Raw genomic sequence first — 12,750 nt, forward strand, 5'->3', positions numbered from 1 at the left:
GTTAAATATGTAGCCACTTATCCTATGTTATGGTCATTATCCGACGAATTGCTTTCTAGTAGCGGTTGGTTTTCCCATGTGCAAATATCGGGTTAACGTAGCGATGCGCACCCCATGGCGTGTAGTTGTGTTATCGCCAAACGGAAAGCAATGCCTTTTGTAAGACAATAAATACTGAACTGCTTATGCAGCCTTAACCGAGAACCAAAGTTATAGAGGGTGTTGCAAAACGTAGCGAGCGAAGGCCAGGCAAGGCGAAAATCCGCGAAAAAGCGCAGTTTACTAGTAGTAAATGAGCATTTTGATCGGACTCGCGCACGAGCGGATTTTCAACGCCGCATGGCCGAGCACAGTAGTTTTGCAACACCCTCTACAGGTTAGGTGCTCGCAGCTGCCAGTAGTGTAGGAGAAAACCTGCTTGGTTGAACGTATATCCACCGGCATTGCCGGTCTCGATGAAATTAGTGAGGGTGGGCTACTAAGCCAGAAAACCTACATGATCAACGGAGGGCCCGGCAGCGGCAAAACGACGCTCTGCCTGCACTTCCTCGCTCAGAATCCGGAAGAAGACGCGCTCTACGTCACTTTCGACAAAAATACCCGCGTCATTCGCTGGTTTGCCGAAAGCCTCGGCTTGATGACCTCAAACCTGCATTTCGAAGACCTTTCGCCACGCGATATCGATGAAGAGCTGCAATCGTCCTTTGATGTGATACCCAGCTCAGAGCTTGGCCTGGGTCCGATGCTCAAGAAAATCTGTGAGGCGGTCGATCGACACAAGCCGCGGCGCGTCGTCATCGAGCCTATGTCCACCCTTCTCTATCTTTCGCCCGACAGCTACCAGTTCCGGCGGCAGTGCCAAGCGCTTTTCAACTACATTACCGACGCCGGGGCAACAGTAATATTTACCTCCGAAGCCGGATCGGCCTCCCAGCAAAACAATACCGGTGGCGATCTCCAGTTCATTTGCGACGGTGTTATCGAATTGCAGAACATGCGTGAAGGCCGGAGTATCAGCGTGACCAAATTCCGTGGCTCGGGCTACTCGGAAGGGGCGCACTTCATGCGACTGACTTCACACGGCATGGCCGTATATCCCCGTCTCATCCCTGAAGATCACGTCCGCGAGTTCCGGCGGGAGACCGTTTCCAGCGAGATCGACGAGATCGACAAGCTGCTCCACGGTGGCATTGACCGCGGTACAGTGACGATTCTCTCCGGCCCGTCCGGTGTCGGTAAGACGACACTCGGCATGCAATTCGTCCGGGCTGCGGCGAGGCGCGACGAACGCAGTGTGGTTTATAGTTTCGAGGAAAGCTCGCAAACCATGTTGCACCGCTGCCGAGCCATAAAGATGCCGGTTGACGACATGATCGACGATGGCGCCCTGAAGATCAGAAATATCGAACCCATGCTCTATTCGCCGGATGAGCTCGCGCTTTCAGTGCGACGCGAGGTGGAAGAGCGCGGGGTAAAGACCGTCATGCTGGACAGTTCATCCGGATATCGCCTCTCGGTTTCAAAACTTTCCGTGGCCGGCGAAGATATTGTTGAACGACTGCATGCGCTGTGCCGGTACTTGGTGGGCGTGGGCGTTACGGTCATCATCGTCAATGAAACACACACGATCTCCTCCGATAACGTGCAGCCTACGGAACTGGGCATCAGCCATCTCGGAGATACACTCATTCTCATGCGCTATCTCGAAGTTGAAGGCGAAGTCAGGAAGACAATCGGCGTTCTTAAGAAGCGAACCGGCAATTTCGAAAAAAGCCTGCGCGAGTTCGAGATCAGCGACGACGGCATTAAGGTCGGCGCTCCCTTACGTCACTTGCAAGGTATTTTGCGCGGCTTGCCCTCGAACTACTCCACGAAGTAGGAAGTCGTTGCGACATACTGATTAAGGAGCGCTTTTTGGCAAGGCTATTCGTCTCAGTTGGCCATACGGGCAACGAACGCATCTTCCGGGATGTGCTTCCCGACTACGCGTTGGATTTCTCAAAATCGGGCCGGCTGCCCGAGACGCCTTTCGATATAGCCGTTCTGGACCTGAACGCCTTCAGCCGTTTGCGCCAAGACCTAAGTGCCCTTCGCCGTCTCAACGCCCCAATCGTACTCCCCGTACTCCTCATCTTGCGCGAGAGCCAGATGGCTCAGGTCCGCCATTTGCTCGGTAGCGAAGTCGACGAGGTGCTATTAAAGCCCCTAAGCAGCGCCAACCTGGCGGCCAGAGTCGACAATCTTGTGCGCGCGCGGGCGCTCTCCGAAAAACAGCAAACCGAGCTGGATTCTGCGCGCCAAGATCGCCTTCGCACCCATAGAGCGTACAAGGTATTGGCGGCTTGTAACGAGACCGTGCTACGCGGCGATACCGAGGGCCAGCTCATCGGTGCCGTCCTGCAGAATGTAATCGAGCTCAGCGACTACAATCTGGCCTGGGTGGGCGTCGCCCGTCACGACGAGCAACACAGCATCGAGGTCCTGGCCCATGCGGGCCATCTGGAACCGTTCATGAAGCAGCTCATCGTCCGCTGGCAGGACGATGCCTACAGTTATGGCCCCTCTGGCCGGGCCATCAAGGAGCAGCGAGCTATCGTTTGCCAGAACGTGGAAACCGATCCCGACTATGCGCCCTGGCGCGAAGCCGCCCAGGCCCACGGCATCGCGGCCACCCTGGCGCTGCCCATGGCGTTCGACGCCGGCGAAAATGGCGTGCTGGCGATCTACAGCGCGCTTCCCAATGCCTTCAACGCCGATGAGATCATGCTATTGGAGCGACTCGCCGCCAATCTATCCTACGGGGTCAGCGCTTTGCGCACGCGTACCGATTTGAAGGAGCAACGTAGTCTGGCGTGGGACCGTGCTTATCGGGACGCCCTCACCCACCTGCCGAACCGGCATTGGGTAATGGAAGAGCTGAACAAATTGGATATCGAAGTCGCCCGCCACAAGCGCTATGCGGCCGTCCTTTTTATCGACCTCGACGGCTTCAAACGCATTAACGATAGCCTGGGCCATGAAGTAGGCGACCGCCTGCTCCATCGTGTAGCCGAGCGCCTCAGGAGCATTGCCCGGGAAGAAGATTTTGTCGCCCGGTTGGGCGGTGACGAGTTCCTGATACTGATGCGTTTCGACCCATCCGATGACGCTATCGCCGCTGCTGAAGTCCCGCGCGATGCGGTTGCCGAAGCAGCGGCGCAACTGGCCCGACGCCTGGTGGACGGACTGAGTCAGTCGTTCGAGGATGCCGAAATGGAACACCACCTGGGTAGTAGCATCGGCATCAGCCTGTATCCGGACGACACCGATCAGGCTCGCAGCCTGGTCAACTGCGCCGATATTGCCATGTACGAAGCTAAATCCGCTGGCGGCGGCGATTTTCGCTTTTACTACAACGATCTGTCCGTGCGCCAGCGAGATAAGCTCACGCTCAAGAACGACCTTTACAAAGCAGTCAACGACCGCGCCTTCACCGCCTATTTCCAGCCCATCGTCAACATCGAGACTGGCCAAACGGAGTATGTCGAGGCGCTGATGAGGCTCAATCGTCCGGACGGCACCGTGGTCTCCCCGATGGAGTTCCTGCAAACCCTGGAGGAAACCGGACTCATCGCGCGCACCGGACAGCTGATGCTGGACGAAGCCGGGCACACCCTGGCTCACTGCCGGGAAATCGAGCCCGACTTGTGCCTGGCATTGAACCTTTCGGTGAATCAACTTTGGCAGGCGGACTTGGTGGAGCAGCTTGAGCACATGCTTGAGAAATACAAACTGCCACCGGCCGCATTGATGCTGGAACTCACCGAAGGCTCGATGATTTCGGACGTGCGCAAAATGGAAGCCTTTCTCCAGCAGCTGCATGCGCAAGGCTACGAAATTGCTATCGACGATTTCGGCACCGGCTATTCCTCTCTAAGCCGGCTCAGGGCGCTGCCCGTGAGCAAACTCAAACTCGATAAGTCGTTTCTTACCCAAGTGCCGCAAAACCGGGAAAGCCTGGACATGGTCAAGGCCGTGCTGCAGATGAGCAACAGCTTGAACATCACGATGGTCGCGGAAGGTATCGAAACCGAAGAGCAGCTCGAAGCGCTGCGCCAGCTCCGCTGTCCCTTGGGACAAGGCTACCTGTTCGCCCGGCCGATGCCCGCCGCCGAGTTGTTGAACTACCTTCTAGCCAACAAAAAGCAGAACACTATTTAATCAACAATCATCCTCTAATCAACAACCACCCTATAATCAACAATGACCCTCTAGCCAACAATCACTATCCAGTCCCCAATTGCTATCCAGTCCACAAAAAGCGGAACACTACAGGCGGATAGCCTGAACCACCCGTGCCTTCAGTAGCTCCACCAGTTCGGGGTCCATGAAGGGAAAGCGATCCGGTATATCCAGGCAGACCAAAGTCTTGTCTTCGAATTGCAACGGGAAGGCATTTCGCAGCCATTCTTGGTGGAAGGGCTCCATAACCACCACCGTATCGGCCCATTCGATCAGATCCGCCGACACCGGCCGGTTAGCTTCGGGGCTAATGCCGGCACTCAGAGGTTCGACATCGGGATAGGTTGAAAAAATCGCCTCGGCCGTCGGGCTGCGAAGCCGGTTCTCGCTACAGACGAAAAGCAGTTTCATGAGATAGCTCCTCCAGGGTTCGCCATCGCGTCCAACAGCCGTTCCGCGGCTGCACGAGCCTTAACCCCCGCCTTGAGATCACCCATTACGTGGGCCTGGACGATAGCCCCCTCCTTCAACATGATCACTGCCTCAGAGACTGACTCGACGCTGCGGGGATCGTCAATGACCTGTGCAACGTGCCGACGGATCAATTCGGCAATCGACTGTTTGTGATGCGCGCATTGACGATGGATCGGGTGTTCCAAGTCGCCAAACTCGGCACTGACATTGATGAAGAAGCAGCCATGGAACGGCTGCATTTCCTCGTCTCGTTGGTTGAACCAGTCATCGAGTGCTTCGAATAGGGCCACCAGCGCAGCCCGGCCGGACCTCGCGTTATCGACCCGAGCGGTTAACCAAGCGGTAAACCGGCGGTCCCGGTAGTCCACCGTAGCGGCAACCAGATCCTCCTTGCTGGCGAAATGGTGGTATAGCGTTTTCTTCGCCACGCCGGAAACCTCCAGCACGCGATTGATGCCGACCGCATGCACCCCGTGCCGGTAGAACAAGTCAAAAGCAACGCTGACCAAGTGCTCCCGTTTACTCACACGACGACTCTCCGCTATTCGATGCCGTTATTCGATGCCGCCATATTGACACTGGCAGACAAAACTGTCTACCGTAAGTAGACAAACCGGTCTACCACAACGAGGTCGTCATGAAATATCCGCTCAACCTGACACAGTACAAAGCAGCCCTGCTAGCTGGCCTAGGCGCGGCTACCTGTATCACCGCGCTCAGCCTCCTCGGTACGCTCAACAGCGCCATAGCGCTGATGGCGCCCTTCGGGGCCACCATGGTGATCCTGTTCGGTCTACCCGAAAGTCCTCTCGCACAGCCTCGCAATATCGTAATGGGTCATGTGCTGACCGCTGCGGTGGGGCTCGCCGTCGCGATGTTGCTCGGTGTGCATGCCTGGTCCCTCGGGTTGGCCGTGGGCTTGGCTGTAACGTTGATGCTGGTCACCCACACAACACATCCCCCGGCAGGCGCGAATCCTCTGTTAATCATGCTTACCGGCGAGGACTGGCATTTCCTGCTGATGCCCGTGGCTGCCGGCGCACTCGCTATCGTTGCGTTTGGCTACCTGTATCACCGGATCGTCTCGGGACAGACTTATCCGACAAGATGGTTATGAATAGTGCGCCAGCGGTTCTGCGCTACACTTTCCCCGCTAGCCATCGACTTTCTCGCTGGCTAGCGGGGCACCCACTACTCATCGATAAACCAAGAACCCGCCATGCCTGCATCTTCCAGCTGTCTCCATCTGGACACCGTCGCCGTCGGCAGTATTAGCGGCGTCACGCTGACCGTGAATCCGGGCGAAGTCGTCTGCATTTCGGGTCCGTCAGGTGGCGGTAAAAGCCGCTTGCTGCGGGCCATCGCCGATATCGAAGCCCATGGCGGGCGCATTCGGCTCGATGGTCAGGATCAGCAGTCGCTGGCCGGGCACGCCTGGCGCCGCCGAGTCTTGATGATTCCGGCAGATAACCCGTGGTGGTTCGATCAGGTGGGCGACCACTTCCTCGGATCGATGCCACGCAGCGACTTGGAAGCCCTGGGTTTCGACAGCGATGTCTCGACTTGGCCGGTCAGCCGTCTGTCCACTGGAGAGCGCCAGCGGCTGGCGCTGTTGCGCGCTCTGGTGCTCGAACCCGACGTCCTGCTATTGGACGAACCCACCAGCAACCTGGACCCCGATCGCGTGGTTGCGACGGAAACGTGGTTACTACAGCAGATTCGTTCCCGCCGGATGCCGACGCTCTGGGTCGCTCACGATCCCGAACAGATCGCCCGCATCGCTGATCGCCATTTCCGCCTGCGATCCAACGGACTGGAGGCCGTGTAATGGAAGTAATCGATATTGCCTGGTGGAAGCTGGCGTTAGCGTCGGGGCTGGTGATGCTGCTCGCGGGCTTCACCTACGCGGGCCGGCTTGGGATGACGCGCAGCCTGTTGATCGCGGCACTGCGAACCGTCATACAGCTTGCACTTATCGGGCTGGTGCTCGAAGCGTTGTTCGCCAGCGCCGGTTTACTTTGGGTGCTGTTGCTCGCCGTCGTCATGCTGCTGGTCGCCGGTCGGGAGGTGATGGCGCGGCAAAGCCGGCGCTTAACGGGCTTCTGGGCTTTCGGTCTGGGTACCGGGGCTATGTTCGTGTCGTCCTTTACGGTGACCGTGTTTATGCTGGTCGTGATTATCGGGCCCGAGCCGTGGTATGCGCCCCAGTACGCTATTCCCCTGCTGGGCATGATCCTCGGTAACGCCATGACCGGCATCGCACTCAGTCTGGACCGCCTGACAGAGTCTGTCTGGCACCAGCGCACCGTGATCGAAGCGCGACTGATGCTGGGACAGACCTGGCGTGAAGCGGTGGGCGATGTCCGCCGCGACGCCATGCGCAGCGGCATGATTCCCTCCATCAACGCCATGGCCGCCGCCGGTATCGTCAGCCTGCCCGGCATGATGACGGGCCAGATCCTGGCCGGCAGCCCGCCGGGGGTGGCGGTGAAGTATCAAATTCTGGTGATGTTCGCGATCAACGTGGGGGCGGGCTTCGGCTCGGTCATCGCAGTGACCTGGGGGAGCCGCCGACTCTTCGACGAGCGGGAACGCTTGAGACTGGATAGGCTGGAAAAGCGCTCAGGCGGCTGATGCTGTCGACTAACCTCGGTAACGGCCTTCCCGGATATCGCGCCAGGACACGTCCCAGGGCGATCTTATCCAGAGCCACAATGCGCGCAGCAAACCCGGCGGTACGGCCTTGCGCGTTCCCCCTGCCGTTGCATCCTTCAAAACCGGGGAATTCCGGTGTGCAGGTTGTGGTGGCGCTTGTTTTCGTGGTGGCGGTTGTTCCGGCTGACCCGCTGACTCCGAGAAAGGCGCTTCGACCTCCTGCGGTTCCGACCCTTCTGGCAAGGGTTCGATGAATGAGGCGGTCTCAATCGGCAGAGGGAGTTCGGCAACGCTGTGGCCGGCTTTCAGATGTTCGAGGTTTGCCAGCAAGCCCGCCTGCATCTGGTCCAGCAGGTGCCGCATCGCCACCGGCAGATCCGGTCGCTGTAACAGTTTACGAATATCGCTGCCCATGACTCTCACTTGCTGAATCACTTCGCGGCGCGCACGCTGCTCTTCGCGAGCAATCGCCAGTAGCTGCGTCTGCAGACGCTCCCGGTCCAGAGGTAAGCGGAAATCGGCAAAGGCCACACCGCGTCGCGTGAGCATGCCCCGGACCGCCAACGCTGTCCGCGACAGCCGCTTCAACGCGTCGATGTCGTTGCTGGCACCCACCAGCTTTGCCTCGTCAACGGGCGCGTCGCCCGAACTGATCTGCTCGATCAACGGCACGAGCCGGGAGAACAATCCGCCAATGCGACGATCCAGCTTCTCTAGGCGCAGGCGAACTTCCGCATCTGAAAGGTTACGCACCTTACGCCCAAGGCCTTCGATAAAACGGGCCATATGGGGCTGGTCGTCCGATGCCACCGCCCCTTGCGCCAGCATATCTTCGACGCTATGTTTTAGCCCCTCGATAGCACTGGCTGCAACGATCAGACGCTGCAGAAAAGTCCGGCTTTCCTCCAACTGCTGCAACGCACGGGTCGGTGTAAGTTCGGCTACGCCGTCTGCCACTCTTGCCTCCAGTTTGTCCTACTTTTATACCGGGGTCCTACTTCTCTCCCGGGTTAGGGCTTCTCCCCATCCCAGTTTAAGGATTGTCGCCCGCCATTCCAGCTATACCGGCTCACCAAGACGGATACGTGAAAGATCTAATGGGACAGAGATCACAACGTGATCCATCACCACCGACCCGGCATCCTCCATCACACGGTATCAGACGGGACCTTGATGACCCGGAACTTTACCCGGTTCCGGCCTTCGCTTTTCGCCTCGTATAGCGCGGCATCGGTCTGACGCATCAGGTCTACAACGGATGTATCGGCATCGTCACCACTGGGGGATACGATGTAGACCACGCCAACGCTCAACGTCAGCACAGAGCTGACCTGGGACCTGGGGTGATGGATACCCAACTGCTCGACGGCCTGGCGCAGCTCTTCCACCCACCTACGGGCCTCGCTTTCCGAAAGCCCCAGTACGACAACGGCGAACTCCTCGCCGCCCAGACGAGCGCAAAAATCGCCTGAACGCCGGGAAAAAGACGTTAACGTTTGCGCAACGAGCCTTAACGCTCGGTCTCCCTCCGGGTGTCCTAACGCGTCGTTGAATTCCTTGAAATAGTCCAGATCAAGCAACACGAGCATGAAGGTTTGTTCCAGACGCATGGCCTGGCGCCAGAGACTGTCGGCAGTCCAATCGAAGGCGCGGCGGTTGGGAATATCCGTGAGCGCATCCGTCATCGAGAGCTGGGTCAAATGGGCCTGCTGAGTCTGAACGTGCTGAACCAGCCGGTTGAAGGCTCCGCGAATCTGCTCTAGCTCGTAAACCGGCGTTTCCTGCGGCAAGAGTTCAAGGGCTTCGCAACGAACCATCGACTCGATGCGTGAGGCGTTGCGACGCAAGGGCCGCACCAGCACACGGTCGGTTATGGTCAGGGTCAAAACCGGCACCATCATCAAACCCAGCAGCAAGAAGACCTGGTCCGCACCGATGGCCTTCGGCGTCGCTATGGGGTCGTGCTCGATGGAAAGCACGGCGACCGGGGCGTTGTCGGGATCCGTCAACAGACGCTGGCGGGCCGCCTGAAAGCCTTCCTCAAGTTCACTCTCAGCCAGGAGCGGCACCGTGTCTGGTGTGTCCTGTTGGTTGGCCGGGCGCATGTCGACAGTCAGCCGCGTAATGGCTTGCAGGCCACTCAACTGGTCTTGGGAAATCTGCCGTACGAACAAGAGGTACCCTGCTGGCGGCCGGTCTTCCTCCGACGTGGTAATGTATTCCAGCGCGAACTCTGCCGGACCCTGATCCGTCAGAATCCAGCCCGTGACGGATAGCTCGGGGTCCCCGGCCGGGATGGCGCCGACAAGCCCCGCCAGCGATTGCGGCATGACCTGTTCGAACGGAGCCCACTCGTTGTTCTCAAGATTAAAACCCCGGCGCAGCACAGGTCGAAGGTTCGTATCGTAGTAGCCGATAGCCACAAGATTGAAGAGGCGAAACGTTTCACCAACGATGTTGCCTGTCACGTAATCGTCGTGGTCTGCCGGCGCTTGGATGAACGCGTAGGTGTCGTCCCAGTGCGCCCAATCCCGGGCAACGGCGAGCAAGTTCTCGCGATTCTGCTGCAATCCCTGTCTCAGACTTTCAAGTTCACGCTGCTGATGGGCCTCGACCGCCGCCAATTCGCGGGGGTACTCACTCCAGAAACGATAGGCAAGAAAGATGGCTGCAATCGATGCGCAGGCGAACAGCACAAACTGAAGCGAATAGGTCTTAACTGAGCGCATGTCGTGTAAATCGTCTACGGGAAGAAGCCTGGGGAGGACATCGGGCGGGACAGGCACGACTGGAGCTTGCCAGGCCACCTCTCAAGACGAGAGTGTGGCTCAATTCTGAAGAAAATCGAGCACAAGGCTGTAATAAAGGGTGAAACAACTGCAATAAGAGGTGAAATGACTGCGCCTCGCACGACGTGTCGCCTGACCATAGCGAAACAACAAGCCTGCCTCGGTGCGGCGAGCTGAAACACACCTAAGACGGAAAGCCGTGTTATAAACATGAAGCCTAGAAGGCCAGCTAAAAATAAATAATCGTTATAGCCGAGGTACATCTGTTTACTATCAAATCCCGTAGCATGAGGCGTGGCTTGCCTACAAATCCACGTATTGAGGCGCCGCATTCAAAGGAGTGATTATTAGGTAAAAATGCCTGCAGTAATGATCTCCATGACATGTGTTGGGGATCGCCGGACACGCACGACCCAGTTTCTCTTGCTCGTGCCAGCGCGATCCCCGTCCAAAAAGGAGAATCACAGTGACAGTACGTCAAAACCTTGTCAGAAAGATCCTTGTTACGAGCATCGCTTTATCTCCCGCAGCAGCCTTGGCTGCTCCAATGGAATATACTGCCACACTCGATTCCCTGAACGGCTCGGGGGTCACTGGCGAGGCCAACCTATCTCTCGATGGCAGTGAACTCACAGTTCAGATTCAGGCCGAAGGTCTGGTGCCCGGCCAGCCACACCCACAGCATATTCACGGTCGCTTTGGCGACGACGGCGAACCGATGGATTCGGTAAACCCGACGCCAGCGGTGGATGCCGACGGTGACGGCTTTATCGAAGTGCCCGAAGGTGCAAATACCTACGGCGCGATTCTGTTGCCCTTAACCTCGCCTCCCGGCGGTGCCGTGGCGGACTTCCCTACCGCGGATGACGGCACGTTGGACTTCATGCAGGTCTATAATCTCGACAATGACGAGATTTTCAACGGCGACTTCTCTTCCGAGGATCTGTTTTCCCTGGATTTGCGTGAGATCGTGCTTCACGGCATGACCGTTCCCGAAGGCGTGGGCGCGGGTACGCCCAACGAAGTCAACGGCGAAGGCGGTTACAATCCCCTCGTGCCTGCAGCTTCTGGTGAAATCCGCGAAGTGGCCCAAGTACCGGAGCCTGCGTCAATCGCCTTGCTCACCGGCGGCTTGATGGCCTTTGGTGGTCGTCGCCTGGCTAAACGGAGACATACAACGGGTTGAGCTGTCGTCTAAGCTGCTTCATTAGCCGCTAAAATTTACCCGCAAATCGTAAAGCCCTTACGCCCCGTAAGGGCTTTTCTTGTATGGAGCCAGTGCCGCAATAGCAGCAAGAACAACCAGCGCCGACAAACGGAGCACGAACACAGCAGCCGTCAACGGTCGAAACGTTTGGCCGCCTCCACGTATCGGTGCAGGATAAACGGCCAGCCATAGTCCGACGACAAGGCGGCTTGGTACTCGTCCGCTCCCTGGCCATGGCGTTCAATGTTGCGGTGCTCCAGCGTCACGCTGCAGGTGTCCGAGGTCTCGGGCCGGAAATCGATGATCACAGTACTGGCCTGTTCAGGGTCCGGCTGAGGCTCTCGATTCAAGCCGATTTGCCACGTAATCACCAGTTTCTCCGGGGCCGACCACTCCAGCACACGCCCCCAGTCGCACTCGAAGCCATAGGGACCCTGTTCGGTACAGCGGCCACTCTTGCGTGGCTCGATCCTTAGGTCCACCAGCGTACCCTGGGACCAGGTATACTCAGCCGGCCACCAGGAAGCGAGGCCGTCGGTAAACAGGCGGAATGCGTCGGACTGAATAAGGGGAACAACCACTGAATGTCGAATAGCGTTGTCGGGAATCGCCATGGCGTTATCGTCCTTTGAATTGAAGCCTGCAGGTAAACGAGGCTGGACCGGAGCCTGTTCATGCCTCCACACGTCCCCGAAAGGCCAAGAGCCCCACAGCGTTTTTCCCATCATTCATTGTTGGCGAGTCAGGCGTTAAAAACAATGCTCCTTAGATAAGTACGCTCTTGCTCGAGCATATTTTGTTTTCCCGATGCGTGATTATTCCTCACTCAACGCGTGATCGAACGCCGCCTCGACAACGTCGAAGTCCGGATCGTTCGGATTCAGTGGATCGAATGACTCTGGCGCTTCGCCCGCGCGCCATTGGGGCCCAAAGGCCCGGACCGCCATATAGAACAGCAATGCCCGCCGGCGGTCGACGCCGTCTTCCAGCATCGCTTCGTAAAACATGCGGTGCGCCTCACGGGAACTGCGAATATGTTTGTCGATAGCCACATCGTGAACCACGCTCGCCCTCCGGTAGTCGCCGACAAACGGCGTGCCGGCGATCCTGGACCAGATGGCCTCGGGTAGGCTGGCACCGTTGATGGTATCGCCCGCTTCGGCGGGCCAGGTACGGCCCTCCCCGTCGATAAAGGCGAAAGGCGCCAGCAGTTCCATCTTGCGGTCCAAGCCGCTTTCCACGATCCAGCGCGTTTCAACATCTCCTACAAACGGCATAACTGAAGCTCCTCTTTCGCCAAACCCAACGCTCGTTCAATTTAAATATAGCCACTACTCATATAGAACGTACTGAGACTAGAACGTACTGAGACCAACCCGATACCGGTATCGCAACGCAAGCTCG

12 protein-coding genes are annotated in these 12,750 nt (G+C 57.9%); 6 read left to right on the forward strand and 6 right to left on the reverse strand.

Translation table 11 applies throughout. The annotated features are described in order from the left end of the window. Positions 1–418: 418 nt before the first annotated feature. Positions 419–1,879: an ATPase domain-containing protein gene (locus FXO11_RS13980; protein ID WP_148863547.1), complete on the forward strand. Its 1,461-nt coding sequence runs from the start codon at positions 419–421 to the stop codon at positions 1,877–1,879. A 35-nt stretch (positions 1,880–1,914) separates the two neighbouring features. After that, positions 1,915–4,200: a putative bifunctional diguanylate cyclase/phosphodiesterase gene (locus FXO11_RS13985; protein WP_148863548.1), complete on the forward strand. Its 2,286-nt coding sequence runs from the start codon at positions 1,915–1,917 to the stop codon at positions 4,198–4,200. A gap of 108 nt (positions 4,201–4,308) precedes the next feature. On the opposite strand, the gene FXO11_RS13990 is transcribed toward FXO11_RS13985, so the two are convergent. Further along, complete coding sequence (locus FXO11_RS13990) at positions 4,309–4,632, reverse strand: low molecular weight protein tyrosine phosphatase family protein (RefSeq protein WP_148863549.1); 324 nt, start codon at positions 4,630–4,632, stop codon at positions 4,309–4,311. Next, positions 4,629–5,222 (reverse strand): TetR/AcrR family transcriptional regulator, encoded by a 594-nt coding sequence (locus FXO11_RS13995; protein WP_148863550.1) that lies wholly within the window; start codon positions 5,220–5,222, stop codon positions 4,629–4,631. The genes FXO11_RS13990 and FXO11_RS13995 overlap by 4 nt, the downstream gene beginning before the upstream one ends. A 110-nt stretch (positions 5,223–5,332) precedes the next feature. Between FXO11_RS13995 and FXO11_RS14000 the strand changes: the two genes are divergently transcribed. The 3 genes from FXO11_RS14000 (at position 5,333) to FXO11_RS14010 (ending at position 7,329) form a co-directional block, all read left to right on the forward strand. After that, on the forward strand, positions 5,333–5,812 hold the full coding sequence (locus FXO11_RS14000; RefSeq protein ID WP_148863551.1) for an HPP family protein: 480 nt from the start codon (positions 5,333–5,335) through the stop codon (positions 5,810–5,812). A 102-nt stretch (positions 5,813–5,914) separates the two neighbouring features. Then, on the forward strand, positions 5,915–6,523 hold the full coding sequence (locus FXO11_RS14005; RefSeq protein WP_148863552.1) for an ABC transporter ATP-binding protein: 609 nt from the start codon (positions 5,915–5,917) through the stop codon (positions 6,521–6,523). After that, positions 6,523–7,329, forward strand: a complete 807-nt coding sequence (locus FXO11_RS14010; protein ID WP_148863553.1) for an ABC transporter permease — start codon at positions 6,523–6,525, stop codon at positions 7,327–7,329. Before FXO11_RS14005 ends, FXO11_RS14010 begins: the two co-directional genes overlap by 1 nt. Positions 7,330–7,338: 9 nt before the next feature. Here the strand turns inward: FXO11_RS14010 and FXO11_RS14015 are convergent, their stop codons facing one another. Both FXO11_RS14015 and FXO11_RS14020 read right to left on the reverse strand, forming a co-directional pair. Then, positions 7,339–8,307, reverse strand: a complete 969-nt coding sequence (locus tag FXO11_RS14015) for a hypothetical protein (RefSeq protein ID WP_148863554.1) — start codon at positions 8,305–8,307, stop codon at positions 7,339–7,341. Positions 8,308–8,498: 191 nt separating this feature from the next. Next, positions 8,499–10,079 (reverse strand): GGDEF domain-containing protein, encoded by a 1,581-nt coding sequence (locus tag FXO11_RS14020; protein WP_148863555.1) that lies wholly within the window; start codon positions 10,077–10,079, stop codon positions 8,499–8,501. 607 nt (positions 10,080–10,686) lie between these two features. Here FXO11_RS14020 and FXO11_RS14025 point away from each other — a divergent pair. Next, positions 10,687–11,325 carry a PEP-CTERM sorting domain-containing protein gene (locus FXO11_RS14025; RefSeq protein WP_148863556.1) on the forward strand — a complete coding sequence of 213 codons (639 nt, stop codon included), beginning with the start codon at positions 10,687–10,689 and terminating at the stop codon, positions 11,323–11,325. Between the two features lie 152 nt (positions 11,326–11,477). Here FXO11_RS14025 and FXO11_RS14030 read toward each other — a convergent pair whose 3' ends face one another. Continuing rightward, a complete protein-coding gene (locus tag FXO11_RS14030; protein WP_168203173.1) occupies positions 11,478–11,960 on the reverse strand; it encodes an SRPBCC family protein in 483 nt (160 codons plus the stop codon). A 201-nt stretch (positions 11,961–12,161) separates the two neighbouring features. Beyond that, positions 12,162–12,623, reverse strand: coding sequence for a DUF1353 domain-containing protein (locus tag FXO11_RS14035; protein WP_148863558.1), 462 nt, complete (start codon positions 12,621–12,623; stop codon positions 12,162–12,164). Positions 12,624–12,750: the final 127 nt, after the last annotated feature.

The sequence above is a fragment of the Marinobacter fonticola genome, from assembly GCF_008122265.1.
GTDB lineage: Bacteria > Pseudomonadota > Gammaproteobacteria > Pseudomonadales > Oleiphilaceae > Marinobacter_A > Marinobacter_A fonticola.